General features: G+C 44.8%; 16 protein-coding genes and 1 tRNA gene. 11 read left to right on the top strand and 6 right to left on the bottom strand.

What is annotated here, in order from left to right; translation table 11 throughout:
* Positions 1-154 precede the first annotated feature (154 nt).
* Genes H6F77_RS17745 through H6F77_RS17735 form a run of 3 tightly spaced genes read right to left on the bottom strand, consistent with a single transcriptional unit; the run spans position 155 to position 2,784 of the window.
* On the bottom strand, positions 155-1,345 hold the full coding sequence (locus H6F77_RS17745) for an aminotransferase class V-fold PLP-dependent enzyme (protein ID WP_190489867.1): 1,191 nt from the start codon (positions 1,343-1,345) through the stop codon (positions 155-157).
* A gap of 50 nt (positions 1,346-1,395) precedes the next feature.
* Positions 1,396-2,361 (bottom strand): diguanylate cyclase, encoded by a 966-nt coding sequence (locus tag H6F77_RS17740; RefSeq protein ID WP_190489866.1) that lies wholly within the window; start codon positions 2,359-2,361, stop codon positions 1,396-1,398.
* 33 nt (positions 2,362-2,394) lie between these two features.
* The gene (locus H6F77_RS17735; RefSeq protein ID WP_190489865.1) at positions 2,395-2,784 is read right to left on the bottom strand and encodes an Hpt domain-containing protein; all 390 of its coding nucleotides are present in this window, start codon (positions 2,782-2,784) and stop codon (positions 2,395-2,397) included.
* A gap of 156 nt (positions 2,785-2,940) precedes the next feature.
* On the opposite strand from H6F77_RS17735, the gene H6F77_RS17730 reads away from it, so the two are divergent.
* From H6F77_RS17730 to H6F77_RS17710, 5 genes are all read left to right on the top strand, one after another.
* Positions 2,941-3,108: a hypothetical protein gene (locus H6F77_RS17730; RefSeq protein WP_190489864.1), complete on the top strand. Its 168-nt coding sequence runs from the start codon at positions 2,941-2,943 to the stop codon at positions 3,106-3,108.
* Between the two features lie 144 nt (positions 3,109-3,252).
* Complete coding sequence (locus tag H6F77_RS17725; RefSeq protein WP_190489863.1) at positions 3,253-4,815, top strand: TM0106 family RecB-like putative nuclease; 1,563 nt, start codon at positions 3,253-3,255, stop codon at positions 4,813-4,815.
* Between the two features lie 203 nt (positions 4,816-5,018).
* Positions 5,019-5,645, top strand: coding sequence for a Uma2 family endonuclease (locus tag H6F77_RS17720; RefSeq protein ID WP_190489862.1), 627 nt, complete (start codon positions 5,019-5,021; stop codon positions 5,643-5,645).
* A gap of 86 nt (positions 5,646-5,731) precedes the next feature.
* Positions 5,732-7,285 (top strand): hypothetical protein, encoded by a 1,554-nt coding sequence (locus tag H6F77_RS17715; RefSeq protein WP_190489861.1) that lies wholly within the window; start codon positions 5,732-5,734, stop codon positions 7,283-7,285.
* A gap of 44 nt (positions 7,286-7,329) precedes the next feature.
* Entirely contained in the window at positions 7,330-10,689 is a 3,360-nt protein-coding gene (locus H6F77_RS17710; protein ID WP_190489860.1) for a CHAT domain-containing protein, read from the top strand.
* Positions 10,690-10,824: 135 nt separating this feature from the next.
* On the opposite strand, the gene H6F77_RS17705 is transcribed toward H6F77_RS17710, so the two are convergent.
* The gene (locus H6F77_RS17705; RefSeq protein ID WP_190489859.1) at positions 10,825-10,968 is read right to left on the bottom strand and encodes a hypothetical protein; all 144 of its coding nucleotides are present in this window, start codon (positions 10,966-10,968) and stop codon (positions 10,825-10,827) included.
* Positions 10,969-11,048: 80 nt separating this feature from the next.
* Between H6F77_RS17705 and H6F77_RS17700 the strand changes: the two genes are divergently transcribed.
* Complete coding sequence (locus H6F77_RS17700; protein ID WP_190489858.1) at positions 11,049-12,278, top strand: esterase-like activity of phytase family protein; 1,230 nt, start codon at positions 11,049-11,051, stop codon at positions 12,276-12,278.
* A 167-nt stretch (positions 12,279-12,445) separates the two neighbouring features.
* On the opposite strand, the gene H6F77_RS17695 is transcribed toward H6F77_RS17700, so the two are convergent.
* Both H6F77_RS17695 and H6F77_RS17690 read right to left on the bottom strand, forming a co-directional pair.
* Positions 12,446-12,862: a type III secretion system chaperone family protein gene (locus H6F77_RS17695; protein ID WP_190489857.1), complete on the bottom strand. Its 417-nt coding sequence runs from the start codon at positions 12,860-12,862 to the stop codon at positions 12,446-12,448.
* 223 nt (positions 12,863-13,085) lie between these two features.
* The gene (locus H6F77_RS17690) at positions 13,086-13,250 is read right to left on the bottom strand and encodes a hypothetical protein (protein ID WP_190489856.1); all 165 of its coding nucleotides are present in this window, start codon (positions 13,248-13,250) and stop codon (positions 13,086-13,088) included.
* A 130-nt stretch (positions 13,251-13,380) separates the two neighbouring features.
* Between H6F77_RS17690 and H6F77_RS17685 the strand changes: the two genes are divergently transcribed.
* From H6F77_RS17685 to H6F77_RS17665, 5 genes are all read left to right on the top strand, one after another.
* Positions 13,381-13,454, top strand: a tRNA-Asp gene (locus H6F77_RS17685).
* Between the two features lie 88 nt (positions 13,455-13,542).
* On the top strand, positions 13,543-14,985 hold the full coding sequence (gene gltX, locus H6F77_RS17680; protein WP_190489855.1) for a glutamate--tRNA ligase: 1,443 nt from the start codon (positions 13,543-13,545) through the stop codon (positions 14,983-14,985).
* 191 nt (positions 14,986-15,176) lie between these two features.
* Positions 15,177-15,731 carry a hypothetical protein gene (locus H6F77_RS17675; protein ID WP_190489854.1) on the top strand — a complete coding sequence of 185 codons (555 nt, stop codon included), beginning with the start codon at positions 15,177-15,179 and terminating at the stop codon, positions 15,729-15,731.
* Between the two features lie 281 nt (positions 15,732-16,012).
* On the top strand, positions 16,013-17,350 hold the full coding sequence (locus H6F77_RS17670) for a homoserine dehydrogenase (protein ID WP_190489853.1): 1,338 nt from the start codon (positions 16,013-16,015) through the stop codon (positions 17,348-17,350).
* 223 nt (positions 17,351-17,573) lie between these two features.
* Positions 17,574-18,590 carry a LysM peptidoglycan-binding domain-containing M23 family metallopeptidase gene (locus H6F77_RS17665; RefSeq protein WP_190489852.1) on the top strand — a complete coding sequence of 339 codons (1,017 nt, stop codon included), beginning with the start codon at positions 17,574-17,576 and terminating at the stop codon, positions 18,588-18,590.
* Positions 18,591-18,633: the final 43 nt, after the last annotated feature.

Genomic DNA, 18,633 nt, shown 5'->3' with positions numbered 1-18,633 from the left:
AAGTCGGGTATCTGAACTCCTGGCATCTCATAACTCTACATAGGATTGCTAGATAACCTCAAATGTTCTAACAAGCAAGTTTCAAAGTTATCTATTTTCGTGCATTTGTTAGGAATTACTTAAATGCACAACAGCTTAATCCCCAAGCTAAAATCTAAACTCCAAAATCTACAATTGCTTTTAGCAGTTGCTCGATTTCAGACTCTAGGGTGAAGTAGTGAACGCAGGCTCGCACGCAGTTGGGATTTAGAATAGTCCTGAGCATGAAACCTTGCTGTTCTAGAAAATTTACGAGCGCAGAGTGTTTTTTTTGTTCGCTCAACTCGAAAGAAACCAGACCTGCTTCTGGGGGAGATGTCCGCAGACACTTAATATTAGGCAATTCAGATAAGCGTTGCCAGAGATACTTACTTTTTTCCAGGATCTGCTGGTAACGTTCCGACGCGGTTCCCAATTGTTGGTGAGTAGCGATCGCGCTCCGCAACCCAGCATATAACGGGTAGGCAGATGTCGCCACTTCATACCGTCGTGCGTCAGCCTTCCAACCCACCAATTTACCTTCATCATCATTAACAATGCTGCGCCACCCAACAAATGTAGGGGTTAAGCTTTCAGAGATCTCCGGTCGTATGTAAAGACCGCCTATGCCTTCTGGCCCGCACCACCACTTATGGCCAGTAAAGGCATAAAAGTCAACCCCCAATTCTGTCAAATTTAGAGGCAGAAGCCCAACAGATTGAGCCGCATCCACGAGAGTAAGTAACGGTTTCGAGCCATTATGTTGCCGACAGAGTTCAACAATTTCCGCTAGGGGCAAGACGTGGCCAGTATTCCATAGGATGTGGCTGAGTACCACCAAACGAGTATTAGGGTGCAGATGAGACGCGATCGCGCTTGCTGGGTTGCCCTCATTTAACGTCGCCAACAGAGGACAGATATCTACTTCCACATCAAAGCGACGACCAATTTGCTGCGCCGCCGCCACAATGCCTGGGTGTTCGCAATCTGTGAGTAGCAGGCGATCGCCAGATTGCCAATCTATCCCCCACAAAGCGATATTGCAACCGACAGTAACATCCTCCGTTAAAGCAATCGACTGCACTGGCGCCCCTAGTTCAGACGCGATCGCTTCTCTAGTTAGATTAGACTCATGGACGATCCAGGCATTCATTCCATTGCTAAAAGGCCCTGACTTCTGGATGTAATCATAAGCTTGCACGATAGCATCTAGCGATGCTCTTGGCATCGGCCCCTGTCCGCCATAGTTGAAATAAGCTTTATTCGCCAGACCTGGAAACAACTGACGATGGGCTGCTAACTGCGTTTTTTCTGTAAAAATCGACACTATTTTTTAAAACTCAAAATACAACACTAAACTTCTACCAAGCGGTATTTTTAGCACCGCTCAAGACCTGATAATATCGCTTGATTGCGACCCATTGCCTTTGCCTGGTAAAGCGCCCGATCTGCTTTGGATAAAAGCATTTGACTTGATATTGGCTCATTTGCGTGTACCATAGCGCCCCCAAGACTAATCGTGACAGGAATCTCTTGGGCAACACTCATTAGGCAAACTGGCTCAAGAGCGATCGCTAGTCGCAGTTGTTCGCCATAAGCCAGCGCCTGTAGGGGATTGATACCGGGCATTACAGAGACAAACTCTTCTCCACCATAGCGATAGAGGAAACTGCCAGGGAGACTGTTACTTTGTAAGCGGTGGGCAACGATTTGTAGCACCTTATCCCCAATCAAATGCCCGTAGGTATCATTGATTGTCTTAAAGTGGTCAATGTCAATTATCCACACGCTCAGATATCGGTAGACACTTCCCTCAGAGCGATCGCCTACTTTTTGCAGCAATCCAGGCAAACCCGTTTCTAGCGCCCTGCGATTTAGAACACCCGTCAGTTGATCCATTAGAGTCAGAGATTGCAACAATTCGTTTTGCAGGCGCAACTGCTGGTTTGCCTCCTGTAGAGATTTAGTTACTTGTCGCAAGCGCAGCCCCACTCTAATTCGTGCAATCAGCTCTTCAGGAGCAACTGGTTTAGAAATATAGTCATCGGCTCCATTCTCCAGACCAGCCACGCGATCGGGAAGCTCTAAACGAACCGTCAACAGTATAAAGTAAATCAATTGCAAGCGTAGATCGGCTTTGATTTTCTGACAAAGCTCAATGCCAGACATCCCTGGCATCGACCAATCGCAGATAATTAAATCGGGAGGGTTTTGCACAACCAGCTCCCAAGCTTCTTCTCCATTGCTAGCCGTTTCCACCACGTAAGTCGTATCTCTCAAATGGTGTGCAATCAGCTTCAGGCTCAATATGTCGTCGTCAACGACGAGAATTCGTGCGCTCATTATTCAGCAAGGTCATCCGAATCGCAAAGGTAGCTAGAGGGTAGACGTGGCAACCAAGGCGGTGACGGCATCATAAGCTTCTTCTAGTTGAGCCAGAAGAGAAACAGCATTTTCTAAATTGCCAACTTCTGCTTGCTGTTCTAGTTGAGCCGCCAGCGTCTGCACGGCTTTTGCTCCCACATTAGCACTGGCTCCCTGAATATGATGCATGATATTTTCCAGCCTTTTGAGATCAAAGCTACGTGCGGCGACTTGAGCTTGTTGCAGCCTGGTTTGAGTATCAGCCACAAACAGCTCTAGAAGTTCTTTAACAAAAATTGTGTCTCCTCCGCAAGCTTGAGTTAGGTAATTCAAATCTAAGACTTGTGGATTATTGGCAGAAACCGGATTAATCGAGTCTTTACCAGTATTTTCCGATCTCATAAACACATAACCCCCAAATACTGCAATGCTGTTTGTAATTATGCGATTTTCACAGATTTGGTGATGTAATCGTGAATTCCAAGTGCCAGAAATTCTTCGCTCATATGTTGCGAAGGGGATATGCGGCTTTGAACGTAATAACTTTAGTACATTAGCGTGAAATCTTTAGAATCGTTGGTCGAAGCTCAAACCAGCCTTCTAGAAGCCAGAGAATTAGCGCGATCGCCATTAAGCTCAGTTAAATCTGTTATTTGTCTCCCTGGCGTACTTAAACCCAGTATTAGCGCTGATGGCGAACATCGCCGCAGTTCAGCTTTTGACTAAGCATCGCAATAGTGATGCTCTGGAATCGTTAGACTGCAAGAGGAGCGATCGCGTATATTGTCGCTTTGTGACAATGGGCAGTTTTTGCAGGTTGACTATGGGTATTTGCATCAAAATGTTGATTAAAAAATTTAACTAAAACCTATGTGGCTGACAAATGACTTGCTGCTGCATTACCAACGCTGTCCCCGGCGGTCTTTTTTAGATCTATACGGCGATCGCAGTTTGCAAAAACCCAAGAGCGAATTTCTGCTAAAGCTGCAACAAGACAGCCAGAAATATCAGCAAAATATTTTAGCTAGCTTTAGCTTCTCCGAACCAAAATATCGCCGAGGAGATTGGGAGGCTGGTGCAAAAGCGACTTTGGAATTAATGCGCCAAGGCGCAGACTGCATTTATCAAGGCGTGCTATTAACACCAGCAGACAATTTAAAATTGGCGATTTTAGATTTGGGATTAGAGCCTAGCAGCGAAAATTATGAACTTGCTGGAGAAGACGTGTATGAAGAAAATCTGGCTCAACAAGTTAATAATCCAGAACATAACATCTTCTTGGTCAGTAATCCCGATTTATTAGTCAAACATCCCGGGCAATCCAACTTTGGCGATTGGATTTATATCCCCACTACGATTAAATTTGGCAGGCGTCCCAAGCAAGAATATCAAATTTCTGCGGCTTTTCATGCTTTAGTGCTGGCAAAGGTGCAAGGAGTTTTACCAGAAAGTTCGCAATTAATTTTGCGCTATCAAAAGCCATATGCTATCAATTTTGCAAAATGGTTGCCTCGGTTGCAGAAAATTTTAAATGAATGCATTGAAACATTACTATCAACTCAGACGCCAGAAGTATTTATTTCACGACAACGCTGCAATCTCTGCCGATGGTACAACCATTGCTATAGCGTAGCTCAATCCCAGCAGCACTTATCTTTGTTACCTGGAGTAACACCCAGCCGCTATGAGCATTTGCAAACGCTTGGGCTTACTGCTGTTGAATCCCTTGCTTCGGCTAACCCAAGCCATTTAGAACCATTGTTGGGGGAAGCAGTGGCGGAAAATCTGGTGCTTCAAGCTCAATCCACAGTGCATAATCGGGCGATTTTGAAATCGGCGCAGGCTTTCTATGATGGGGATTTTTTGGCGACATCCCCGATTGAAATATACTTTGATATTGAGGCAGAGCAAGAGCTAAATGTTGACTATTTACTGGGTGTTTTAGTTGTTGATAAGGTTGCAAAAACAGAAAAATTTTATCCGTTGTTAGCAGAAGAGCCAGGTGCGGAAGAGTTAGTCTGGCAACAATTTTTAGATTTAGTTGGGAGTTATCCAAATGCGCCCATTTTTCATTTTTCCCCCTACGAAGCTGATACTGTAAAACGTTTAGCTAAATTGTACAATACGCCAGCCTCGCAGGTATATCCAGTGCTAGCCCGCTGTGTGGATCTGCACGAGCGAGTAACGGCTGCTGTGATGCTTCCAGTGGAAGGTTATTCACTTAAAGCGATCGCGACTTGGCTAGGATTTGAGTGGCGCGACAGTACGGCAAATGGTGCCCAGAGCGTTTGTTGGTATGACGATTGGTTGGAGACAGGCGATCGCGCTTTCCTAGACTCTATCGTTCGCTACAACGAAGACGACTGCCGCGCTACTTATCACCTCAAGAATTGGCTGGCTAACTTTTTGCAAAATGCACGCCCTACCGTTTAAGAAGCGCAAACTTTACCTGAGTGACTAAGCTATTATGCCGCAAGGCTAAAATTAACTTATTCTTCAGAATGTCTCAGCGCCTAAGCTTAAAACTTTTTTTGTGTAGCCCCAGACTTCATTCTGAGGGCATTTATAAATTTTTGCAAGAGGTCTAATGCCGTTTGTCGTTCAAATTAACATTAGACAAAAAAGAGGATTTTGCCATGACACAAGCCATACCTAAAAAAGTTACATTTGACGAATTCATCGCCTGGTATCCAGAGAACTCAGAACACCGCTACGAACTGCATAACGGGGTAATCGTTGAAATGCCAAAGCCAACAGGCGAACATTCAGAACTTGGGGGCTTCCTATCCTACAAGCTAAATGTTGCAATTGAAAATCAAGAGTTGAACTGTTTCGTACCGAAAGAATGCGTAGTCAAACCTTTTCGTGACGAGTCTGGATACGAACCAGATATTATAGTTTTGGATCGGCAAGCTGTGGCCAATGAACCGCGTTGGTCAAAAGAATCTATTATTACAATGGGTTCGTCAGTTCGTCTGATTGTAGAAATAGTCAGTACCAATTGGCGCGATGACTACTTCACAAAAGCTGGGAATTATGAAGAAATGGGGATTGCTGAATACTGGATTGTTGACTATCTGGGCTTAGGCGGCAGGCGATTTATTGGTAATCCCAAACAGCCGACTTGTTCAGTTCACCAACTGGTTGATGGCGAGTATCAAGTCAGCCAATTCCAGGGGAATAGCCCCGTTAAGTCCCCAGCATTTCCCAACTTTAATTTAACTGCCGAACAAATTTTTCGGTTTGGATTGGAGCGAAGTTAAAATGCTACAGAGAATCTATTTTTAGGTTATGTTTCGTTACTTCAATTCAACGACTGCTAACATCAAACTTTAATAATCGGCATCTTATGGAATCGCCAAAATTAACCAAACAGGAATATGTTCGACTCGGTACGTTTAGCGTAGCTTTGGCGCTGGGAACGGCTTGCAGTGTGCTGGGTTCATCCGTTGTGGGTGTACCCGTTGCGGTAGCGGGAACTCTTTTAGCAGGTGTTGCTGGCGGAGTTGTGGCAAATGAAGCTGGTGCGATTTCAAAGCAACTGGGGAAAGATAAAGCTCCTCTCAGAAATAATGATTTAACCAGCACTGTAGGAAAAGCGATCGCAGCCGTAATTGTTGCCGTTGCTGACTCAAAACACTTTCCCAAAGAAACCGAAACCAGCTTGCGAAAAATGGCGAAACTGGCAGAGGCAGAATGGGAAAATATGGTTAAAAATCTGCCTGGGGAATTTGCACCCATTGAGGAATCGCAATTAACAGAATTTTTTGCCTATCGTCCAGAAAATTTTAGCAATCTTACCGCCTTGGATGTGGATTTGTGGGCAGCGTTGCTGGATTATTTGCGGTGGGAAGCAGGGGTTATTCTGGGAAAACCTGTAATAACGCATACTGCCGATCGCTTACATCAAATTTTCCCCAAAGCGTTGCGAGAAGCGCTGAGAGAGGATTTTCAATCGGACGGAAAAGCCTTTGCCAGGATGGTTTTGGATCTGTTCGCGGTGATGCGAGCGCAAATTAGCGAAAATCACGCTCTAATATCGCAACGGTTTAATGAAATTAAACAGCAAAACCCGTCAACAATTCCGGCTGATTTTAATTTGTATGAATTTGAGAAACGGCTGGAATTGTTGTCTCGAAAAAATCAAGAGGAAATCGCTGCTGAAGTAAGAAGCGTTGCCAGACAAATTGATTCTGGTTTTTTGGAGGTTTTGCAGCAAATGGGGGTGGTGCAAACTGGCATCACTGAGTTATTAGTCGGTTCTAACAATATCCTCGATCGCCTTGAAGATTTGAGCCAAAAATCCCAACAGCAATATGAGAAACTCCTAGATATTATCGCAGATAGCACCGATATTCAAACCCTGCAAACTAATTTTTGGCAATTCTTGCAGGAAAAAGCTAAATCTCCTCCCAATTGGCTCTTGTTTTTCACAGAAGAAAACTTGAAAATCGCAAAAGAGCAAACACCTCCTCCTTCTGTACAGAAACTTACGCCAACAATTCCCGCCAACAAATCGCTTTGGATGCTGATTAATTGGAAGATTACTAATTATCAATTACTGTTGTTTAATCGAAGCGAACAGGAACTATGTCTACTCTGTCCATCATCAGGTTATGCACCGAATTCTATTATTGAAGAATGGCCAATTTTGCTGCCTCTAAAGAACTCTTGGGCAGATGAAAACAACAGTAATTTTGAGTTTGGCACCGGAAAGGAGGAATTTTTAGCAATTGCCTTGGAGAAACCTTTGAGTTTGCTTTGGTTAACTCCCCGTCCAGAGGAAGAACGACCAGAATTGAATGCTAAACGGATTAAGGAGTTATCTGAACAATTGCGACAGCAAGACAATTTGCAAGTTTTTTATCAAAGTTTTGACGTTGTGGAAACTGTCCGCTCTTAGTTGGTAGTCAGAAAAACAATCACATAGAAGGTAGGAAAACAACAATGGACGAGAATCGTCTCGCCGCCTATTGGCAACTCATCCAAAAACTGCTCGAATGTCCTAACGGGGAAGAAGTGCAAATCTTAAACGCACACACCGAGATACTCGATCCCGGACTTTTACAAACGATAATCGCATTTGCTAATTTGTTCGAGGAGAACGGCAACCAAACTATTGCCAATCGTTTAACCAACCTATCTTTAAAAATGGGTAAAATTTTCGGTAGTGACCAGCAGCAAACAACTATCAGAAAACAGATAGCCGATATTTTATTACAGTGGGGAATTAAGCAGTTTTACATTAGCCAGTTTCCCCTAGCCTCTCAGTGCTGGGAAGAGTGCCTCATCATTTATAAAGCCATTTGCGATCGCCAGGGGGAGGCCAATTCTCTGGGAAATTTAGGTAGTGCTTACGACTCTCTGGGACACTTTGGACAAGCGCTCGATTTCCACAAACAGTCTTTAAACATTAAACGGGAAATCAAAGACCGCATAGGGGAAGCGATTTCTCTGATAGGTTTAGGTAGTGCTTACAACTCTCTGGGACAATTTGAACAAGCGCTCGATTTATACAAACAGTCTTTAAAGATTTTTATCGAAATCAAAGATCCCCAAAGGGAAGCCAATTCTTTGGGAAATTTAGGTAGTGCTTACGACTCTCTGGGACAATTTGAACAAGCGCTCGATTTATACAAACAGTCTTTAGCTATTTTTAGGGAAATTAAAGACCGTAAAGGAGAAGGTAATTCTCTGCAAAGTTTAGGGAATGTTTACCTCTTTCTGGGAAAATTTGAACAAGCAATCTCTTACCAAGAAAAGTCTTTAGAGATTAAACGGGAAATCAAAGATCGCAAAGGGGAAGCAGCTTCTTTGGGAAGTTTAGGGAATGTTTACCTCTTTCTGGGAAAATTTGAACAAGCAATCTCTTACCAAGAAGAGTCTTTAGAGATTAAACGGGAAATCAAAGATCGCAAAGGGGAAGCAGCTTCTCTGGGAAGTTTAGGCAATGCTTACGACTCTCTAGGACAATTTGAACGAGCGATATCTTATCACGAAAAGTCTTTAGCGATTTGTAAGGAAATCAAAGACCGCAAAGGGGAAGCAGCTTCTCTGGGAAATTTAGGGAATACTTACTACTCTCTAGGACAATTTGAACGAGCAGTTAATTTCTACGAACAGTATTTATCCATTAGTCAGCAAATCAAAGACCGCCAAGGGGAAGCGAACTCTCTGGGAAGTTTAGGTAATGCTTACCGCTCTTTAGAAAAATTTGAAAACTCGCTCGGTTTCTACCAAAAGTCTTTAACTATTTTTGGAGAAATCAAATCTCCCCAAGGGGAAGGAAATTCTCTGGGAAATTTAGGCATTGCTTACCGCTCTCTAGGACAATTTGAACGAGCGATCGAATTTTACGAACAGTCTTTAGTTGTTAAACGGGAAATTAAAAACCGTCAAGGAGAAGCGAATACTCTGAACAACATTGGCTATGCTTATTACAAATCGCAGCAAACAGAGAAAGCTATTGAAAACTATCGAGACAGTCTCAAAATTGCCATACCTGAAACCATGCCAGTTGAATGTTTTCCAGCAGGTCGCAACCTCGGCAACCTCGGCTTCACCCAAGGTAACTGGCATCTCGCCTTAGAAGGATACGAACCCGCGATGCAAGCAGTGGAAAAACTCCGCAAAGGATCAACCACTGACAAACGCCGCAAAGAAATCATTAAAGAAGCCATCTCCGTTTACGCCAACGCCGTCCAATGCTACATCAACCTCAAACAATACGATAAAGCCGTCGAAACCGCAGACCGTTCCCGTTCCCGCCACCTCGCAGACTTATTTTATAGCAGCAAAGACCTCTACCCCAAAGGCGAAATTCCCCCGGAAGTCGAAGAATACTATCGCCTGCAACAGCAAAGCAACCGTTTGCGTTCCTCTGACAATGAGGGGATGAAAGCACTCGCCGCCACTCCCCAACCAACCCCCAACGGCGACGCTATCATCGAAAAGATTAAAGAATTAGAAGTAGAAAAACAGCAAGCTTGGCTGAAAATTCGCAGCAAAGACGAAGTTTTGGCGGGTCAATTGCAACCAGACCCCCTCAGTTTTGAGGATATGCAAAAATTAATTCCCGATGCCGAAACCGCCATCCTCAATTTTTACACCACTGGCGAGCATACCCATATTTTCATCTTGCGGCAAAATCAACTAACCCAACTCCACACTTGCGAAGGTCAAGGATATGAAACCTTGCAAAATTGGATATTGAACAACTGGTTAATACCTTATAAAGAAAACCCAACCGCATGGCAAAATAAAATCGTTGAATTTCTATCCGAACTCGCTAACCGTTTGCAACTCAAAAAACTGATTGAAAAACATCTCAAAGACATCAAAGAACTGATTATTATCCCTCACCTATCCCTGCATCAAATCCCCTTTGCTGCCGTACCCTTAAATGACATTCCCATTCCCCAAATCGAGACAGCATCCGACAAAACACGCGGACGGAAACCTCAAACTCCACCCAGCAAAACCGAATTCAAAACCGAATCCAAAACCCCACCCCAACAACCCGAATACCTCAGCGATAAATTCCGCCTCCGCATCGTTCCCAGTTGCCAAATACTCAACTTTTGCCACCAGCGAGGCAACCTCAAACCGACCACGATGGGAATCGTAGAAAATGCCACAGGCGACCTCGTTTGCGCTGGATACGAGTGCGAAACCCTGGCAACGATGCACGAAGTTACCCAAGATAGTCGCCTCCAATACCAGCAAGCAACTATCGGCAACTATCAAAATTTACTCGATCGAGTGCAAGTCCTCCATTCCAGCCATCACGCTGAGTCGGATCTGAATAATTCCCTTGAATCAAAACTGCACTTATTCGACGGCGATATCAACCTCGGTCGCATTTTTACCTGGAGATTTTTGGACTTAGCCGACGTCTTCCTCTCCTGCTGCGAAACGAATTTAACCCTCACCCAAATTACTGACGATCCGCTCTCTATTGCTAGTGGTTTCCTCTGTGCGGGTGCTAGAAATGTGGTAAGTACCTTGTGGGCTGTGGATGAATTACCAACGGCTTTGTTTTGCATTTTATACTATCAGGAAAAGAAATATCATAGCCGATCGGAAGCGCTGCGAAAAGCACAATTTAAGCTACGCAACTTGACAGGCGATGAGTTATCTGGTAAGTATAAACGGCAGTTAGAGGATTATTTTGAGCAGAAAGAAACTGAGGAAAATGCCACAGAAATTATCAAACTTCAGGGGCGTTTAAAGTCGCTTTGCCAGAAAAACTTGCCCTTTGTCAGTCCCCATTATTGGGCAGGATTTGTATCGCAGGGTTTGGCGTAGGAGAAGCATCTTGTTTGGTGAGGATTGAGTTTTTGTAAAAAGGGCGAATAGAATTCGCATCGCTGCAAACTAAACCTGCGATCGCTGGTTGGCGTGCAAGATAAACTGCGATGTGCGATCGCTGGGTATATTCGCTTATACCAATATCTCTCTCAGTGGAGCGATCGCCCTCTCCTCAACTCTATCCTTCGCTCTCGACTCTTTCACAAAAACTTGCCCTTGCGAAACCGACTCACCTACAATATCCTCCCCAAGTTTGAATTTTTTTATAACAGGCATTTTATAACCTGTCCTTAAGAATCTCTTAGTTTTAAGATGATAGGTTACTGGTGTAGATTGTATGCCGTAACGGGGCTGTCATGGGCAATATCCCTGAAGTTTTTAGAAAGTTACGAAATCCGTCATTTTATATCCTCAGTGGATTCACGACTGCAATACTGGCGATACATCCAGTCCAAGCATTCACGATTACAAAGGTGGATTTATTAGGGCAATCTACCTTTCCTACAGGAAGCACATTTCAGGGAACAGAACTGGGAGGTCTATCAGGTATTACCTACGACGCCAGTAAAAATATTTATTACAGTATTTCCGACGATCGTAGCGAAAAGGCTCCAGCGCGGTTCTATACACTCAACATCGATCTCAGTCAAGGTTCCTTGCAACAAGGGGGAGTGATTCCTGTTGGCGTAACCACGCTATTAACTGAAAACGGTCAACCTTTCGCGCCGTTAAGCTTAGATCCAGAGGGAATTACCCTGACTAGCAAAGGAACCGTGTTTGTTTCTTCTGAGGGAGATGCTAGCAAATTAGTCGCTCCTTTTGTTAAGGAATTTTCGTTAAATGGTGAACAACTAAATACGCTGCCAGTGCGCGATAAGTTTTTACCGACAGCAACAAGCGATCGCGGTATCCGCAACAATCTAGCCTTTGAAAGTTTAACAATTACACCAGATCAAAAGTCTCTTTTCACAGCAACAGAAAATGCGATCGCTCAAGATGGCCCTGCGGCGGCGTTAGGTGTTAGCAGCCCTTCGAGAATATTAAAATATAACCTGGGTACAGGCAAAGCAGAACAGGAATTTCTTTATTTAACCGAGCCTGTTGCAGCTGCTGCTAATCCTGCTGGCACCTTCAGTACAAATGGTTTAGTTGATTTGCTAGCTTTAGATAACAATGGCAACTTCCTAAGCTTGGAGCGGTCTTTTTCTAAGGGAGTGGGAAATACTATTAAACTGTTTGAGGTGTCTTTAGATAACGCTGATGATATTAGTGCTATTGATAGCCTCAGCACTGTCAACCTCAACACGATAAAACCTGCTGATAAAAAATTGTTGCTGGATTTCGCTACACTAAATCTGCCTCTAGATAATATAGAAGGTCTGACCTTTGGGCCTAATTTGGCAGATGGGCGGCGCTCGCTTATTGTTGTCAGCGATAATAATTTCAGCCCAACTCAATTTACCCAGGTTCTCGCCTTTGGCATTGAGTCCAGTTCAACTCGTGAAGTCCCGGAACCTTCGGCGCTAGCAGGATTGGCTCTAATAACGCTCGTCGGAATAAAAGTAAAGCATCGCGCCAAAGCCTAGCGATCGCGCCATTCCAAGTAAGTTTATGACAAGTGGCTGTTGAAAAAGTAAGCGATCGCCCCTTACTAATCCGCCTTAAAAATAAGGACAGCGATCGCTTACTTTTGCTACTTTAGGTTGAGCGAAAATATTATGGATATGCTCAAGCCATACCCGTTTGGATAAAGCTAGTAATCTAGATACTTTTCTGTTAGTTTGTGAACCGCAAAAATTTTCCAGTCCTCATCTATATTTTCCAAAATAATTGAGAAATTCTTCCGGTCATAATCGCCCTCATAGGAAGTATCAAAGGCCAAATTGTTTTCTCCATCGATATAAGCCTTAATGAAGCAAAATTGCGAATTCAATTCATTGATATATTCGAGCATATCTTGCCTGGCAATGCTTGGCTTTGAGTTAAAGTAACTGGCAATGTATACTCCTCTATCTGGAAGATGTGTCAGGGCTAGACTTACTTTGCGAGGGTGCGTTGCGCCAATTGACGTGTCATCTTGTTCTTGAACGTTATATCCATTAAATTCCAAATGGTTGCGAAATTTGGCTAAAGGGTGCGCTGTTGCCTCATTGATATTGATGTCTGACATAGTGTTTCAGCCTCACAGATTTATTAGAATTTGAGGTTTGCCTTAATTTAGTATTCCCATAAAGCCCAGGAAACAAACAAGCTGGCACCAGTTCTTGGCATAGAACAATGACAAGTTTATTGATAACTTTATAGTATAATTTCTGCCATTTTATGTCTAGTTTGTATAAGTAGAAGCACCCCTATTTTTACTTGCTAATTTGCCGAATTTATTGCTCTAGTAATTAGGGCATCTTGGTAGCTATCGAGTGGCTGCTCCCCGCAAATACTGCTAGCTCAACACAAGCAGATCGAGCGATCGCGCGTCTGTCGCTCCACGCAAGCGAGATCTTGACTGACCCAGGCTTAATAGCCGCCCTATCGCCAAAGGGCTGGAATGGCTTTATCATATATTTTTACCAAGGGTGGCAAGCCTGCATCCCTTGGCTACTGTGGGTTCACAGCTTTTTTCAAAAATATCTCAAAAAAAAGCTTGACAAATTTATAAATTCTCGGCATACTTGAATTCGTGCCAATTAAGGGACTGTAGTTCAATTGGTTAGAGCACCGCCCTGTCACGGCGGAAGTTGCGGGTTCGAGCCCCGTCAGTCCCGTAAACCACTTTAGATTTTAGATTTTAGATTTTGGATTGAATCTAAAATCTAAAGAACAGTAGTCATGCTTTGTCGGAGAAAATCTGCTGTGACAGTTAGAGTTCGGATTGCCCCCAGTCCTACGGGGAATTTACATATCGGTACGGCGAGAACAGCTGTATTTAACTGGCTGTTTGCACGTCATCACGGCGGACAGTTTATCCTGCGGATTGAAGACACGGATGTAGAGCGATCGCGCGACGAATATACCCAGAATATCTTCGAGGGATTGCAATGGCTTGGTCTAACCTGGGATGAAGGGCCATTTTTCCAATCTAAGCGCCTCGACCTCTATCGCAAGGCGGTGCAAACCCTCTTAGACAAAGGCTTGGCTTATTGCTGCTACTCCTCAAAAGAAGAACTAGATCAAATGCGGGCGGAACAGGAGGCTAAAAAGCAGGCTCCCCGCTACGATAATCGCCACCGCAATTTGACACCAGAACAGCAAGCAGCTTTTGAAGCCGAAGGGCGACGCCCGGTAATTCGCTTCAAAATTGACGACGACCGCGAAATATCTTGGATTGACATGGTGCGCGGAAAAGTTAGCTGGAAAGCTAGCGATCTGGGGGGCGACATGGTAATCGCCCGCGCTTCCGATGAAGATGCCATCGGTCAGCCCCTCTACAATATGGCAGTGGTGGTGGATGACATCGATATGCAGATTACTCATGTCATACGCGGAGAAGACCACATCGCCAATACAGCAAAGCAGATTTTGCTTTACGAAGCTTTGGAGGGTAAAATTCCCGAATTTGCCCACACTCCCCTGATTTTGAACAAAGAGGGCAAAAAGCTTTCTAAACGAGATGGCGTAACCTCCATTTGGGACTTCAAGCAGATGGGTTACATCGCCCCAGGCTTGGTAAATTACATGACGTTGCTGGGTTGGACAGCACCCGACTCGACCAAGGAAATCTTTACCCCCGCAGAAGCAGCTAAAGAGTTTGGCTTTGAGCGCGTTAATAAGGCAGGGGCTAAGTTTGACTGGGATAAGCTTAATTGGTTGAACGGTCAATATTTGCACCAAATGCCAGCCCCAGAGTTGGTAGATTTGCTGATACCTTACTGGCAAAAAGCTGGGTATGAGTTTAATGCAGATAGCGATCGCCCCTTTTTAGAGCAACTGGCTGGTTTAATTGGCCCCAGCTTAAACCGCTTGGACGAAGCCGTAGAAATGAGTAACACTTTCTTTACTCAGACTGTAGAATATAAGGCCGAGGCATCTGCCCAAGTTCAGCAAGCTGACGCGAAGAAAGCAATCGGGGCTATTATCTCTGCTTTGGAGAGCGCTCAAACTCTAACCTCAGATGATGCTCAAAAGATTATCCAAACAGTGACCAAAGAGCAAAACTTGAAAAAAGGGTTAGTGATGAAATCCCTCAGATGTGCGTTGACTGGCGACGTACATGGCCCCGATTTAATGCAATCTTGGGTACTGCTGCATCAGCACGGGCTAGATTTGCCTCGATTGCAGCAGGCAATAGAAAAGTAAGAAAAAGCAAAAAGGCAAAAATAAGAGGAACAAAAAGATAAAGAGCATGAACTTATAATTTTGCCTTTATTTGGCCTTTTGCCTTTTTACTTTTGCCTTTTTCTGCGGAACTTGGGAAAACCTACCCTCGTCAAGGGTAGAAACAAAACTGTTAAGATTCGATAAAAAAAGTGCAATTTAAAGTATTTAGGATGCACAAAGCAGTAGCGAAGCGAGCGGCAAAATTCCTAGTGCCCTCTGGGTTGACACCCATCATGGCGATCGCCACGCTTGCAAGCGTCCTGTTATTCAAAATCCCACAAGGAAGCCAAGCGCAAGCGCAAACACCCCCAATATTCGAGAATGTCACTATTGGTAGTAAGTTTTCGCCCGATCCGCTTACCATTAGGGGTCTTAGTGGTGGCGAAGCATCGGCGAAAACCGTTGCTGGACGGCAAGAAACGCTAAATGGGCCTTGTGTTGGTTTTATGAACGAAAAACCAGACCATACCCTACGGCTGACTTCTTTTTTCAACTATCTATCAATCGTTGTAGAAAGCCCAGAGGACACCACCATAGTCATCAAGGGGCCTGGGGGTACTTGGTGCAATGATGAGTACCAAGGCAAAAATCCAGGTATTGCCGGACAGTGGCTAGCTGGTAAGTACCAAATCTGGGTGGGTTCCTACGACCAAAAAAAGTATCACCCGTACAGTATAAAAATCACCTCAGCACCTTTGCTCAATCCTGGCCCGTTTAGGCGGTAAACAGCAAGTCAAAAGTTTGTCATACAAAAGAAAGAAAGCTTTGCGCGTCTAAACTTTTGGCAATTGGGTATAGGCAAATTAAAGGTGAACCAGCGAACCTCGCCAGGATTGTAGATTTTGAAACCCCAAGCCGGTAGTTATTTTTAGAAATTAAATCTTTGCACCTACAAAGCGAAACGCGATCGCCCTTGGCGTTACGGCTGCAACTGCTGAGTGAATATATTTGCAAAAAGGGGATGCTCCCTTAGTCTAGATAAGAGAGTTGTAGAGTAGCGAAAACTGTGGCGTTCAAAATTGGTTTGCTGGGATTGGGGACGGTTGGAACGGGGACGGCGCAGATTTTGCTGGACTCCAACGGGCGCAATCCGCTGCTCGAAGAAATAGAAATTTACCGAGTGGGGGTGCGATCGCTTGACAAAGCCCGAACGGTACAACTGCCCGATGGCTTGGTGACAACGGACTTAGAGAGCATAGTACAAGATCCCGAAGTGGATATTGTCGTAGAGGTGATGGGTGGGCTGGAACCAGCGCGATCGCTGATGTTGAAAGCAATTGCCAACGGCAAGCATATAGTAACAGCCAATAAAGCAGCGATCGCTCGCTACGGCGATGAAATTTTCACCGCTGCCAACGCGGCAGGCGTCTATGTCATGCTAGAGGCAGCAGTAGGCGGCGGCATACCCGTAATTCAACCCCTCAAGCAGTCTTTGGGTGGTAATCGCATCCACAGCGTAATTGGCATTGTCAACGGCACGACTAACTACATCCTCACCCGGATGCAGACAGAAGGGGGTAGCTTCAAAGACATCCTCGCCGATGCCCAGAAGCTTGGTTACGCCGAAGCTGACCCAACCGCCGATGTGGATGGTCTGGATGCTGGTGATAAAATTGCAATTCTCGCTTCCTTGGCATTTGGGGGAAGGATTAAACTGCAAGATGTCTACTGCGAAGGAATTTCTCAGATAGGCGCGGCAGATATTGCCTACGCTGAGAAGTTGGGTTTTACGATTAAACTGCTGGCGGTAGCGAAGCGAGATACACCGTCTCATTTGTCAGTTAGAGTTCATCCTAGCCTCGTACCAAAGACACACCCGCTTGCGAGTATCAGCGGTGTTTACAACGCTATTTTGGTGGAAGGCGAACCAATTGGACAGGTGATGTTCTACGGACGGGGTGCAGGTGCTGGCCCCACCGCGAGCGCTGTAGTGTCGGATATATTGAATATTGCCGCTGTTTTAAAGGCTGAAAAAGCCAGTAGCCAGCACAAGAGTGAATCCAAAATCGAAAATTCAAAATCGAAAATTGAATCGCTGCATCCGCTATTAAGTTGCAGTCATCAAGAGTATTGCGCGATCGCCCCAATGGAGGAGTTAGTCACTCGATTTTACGCCCGGTTCCTAACAAAAGACCGTCCCGGCGTAATCGGCAAATTGGGAACCAGTTTTGGCAACCACAGTGTTAGTCTTGAATCCGTAGTCCAGACTGGATTTCAGGACGAATTAGCTGAAATTGTCGTCGTAACCCACGATGTCCGCGAAGGAAACTTTCGACACGCCCTTGAAGAAATTCGCAATCTAGAAGCAATAGATAGCATTCCTAGCATTTTGCGAGTCCTTTAAGCAGTAGCGGGTTTCGTAGATAAATGTGGAATCTCATCCATATTCTCTATAAACTCGCTAGGGAATTTTGAGGGATCGGTTTTAAGGCAGAATTGTAATAACAATAGGATTTACACTGTTCCGCCGCCCCAAAATTTTGGGGCGGCGGGCATCATGAGTGTATTAGCGTAAATCCCGATCGAGCTGACATAAATAATATTGTTTCCAACGGAAAAACGTTGTTATGCCAGGAATCGGCAATCTAAAATCCAAAATCCAAAATCCAAAATTGGTTTGCTGGCTCCCCTTGCTATCGGCACTCTTGTGGCTAGTTATCCCAAGTGAGGGAACTAAGGCTAATCCTATTACGGCAGGTGATAATCAGCAGCTACCTTCGCTGGGGGCTTCAGAGGACACCCAGACATCAAAAAATCGCGAAATTATTTTCGAGGCACCACAACGAGCAGTTGGGGAGTTTTGCCCGCCGCCAGCTTTATCTCGCCTGACTCGTCATAGAGTAGTAGCGGGTGAGACCCTGGAAAGCATTGCTGAAAGCTACAATCTCATCCCAGCCACGCTGATGGGTATGAATCCCAGTTTAAGGAAAGGCATGGCAAGAGTAGGGGCTGAGATACTAATTCCTCCTTATAACGGTATCCGCGTCCAAGTTCCTACAGGGAAAAGCTACCGGGATATTGCGTCCACCTACAACGTCCGTGCAGATGTGTTGTATGAGGCGAACGGCTGTCAAGCAGATCCGAAATTAGTGTTCGTGCCTGGAGTGAATTGGGCACCAATTCGTCCTTCAGCGCGGAGTAACGTGGCGATCGCGGGGTATCCTTTGCCAGCAATGACGGGTGTGATATTGGCTTATGGCTGGCAGATGCATCCAATTACTAATAAACTGGCCTTCCACAGCGGTATAGATTTGCTAGCAGCAGAGGGAACACCTGTTTTAGCGGCTGGCGACGGTACGGTAGCATTTGCGGGAGACAGAGGGAATTACGGTAATTTGGTTGTTGTCAATCACCAGGCAGGAAGACAAACTCGCTACGCCCATCTTGGCAGTATTAATGTTAGAACGGGACAGAAAGTTAGACAGGGAGAACAGTTAGGAACGGTTGGTTCTACAGGGCTACCTGACGCCGAACCAACGCACGTACATTATGAAGTTCGCTATAACTCAAATTTGGGTTGGGTAGCTGACGATCCAAAACCATTTTTATCAGATAGCGTTCAACAATCAGCAGTTAGAAAATAATTGCAAAAACACTTATTGTGTTAGTCTCGAAGCTAACGCAATA

Origin of the sequence: Microcoleus sp. FACHB-831, from assembly GCF_014695585.1 — a bacterium.
Classification (GTDB): Bacteria; Cyanobacteriota; Cyanobacteriia; order Cyanobacteriales; family FACHB-T130; genus FACHB-831.
The sequence above is the reverse complement of the archived record's forward strand: the minus strand, read 5'-3'. Positions and strand labels throughout refer to the sequence as shown.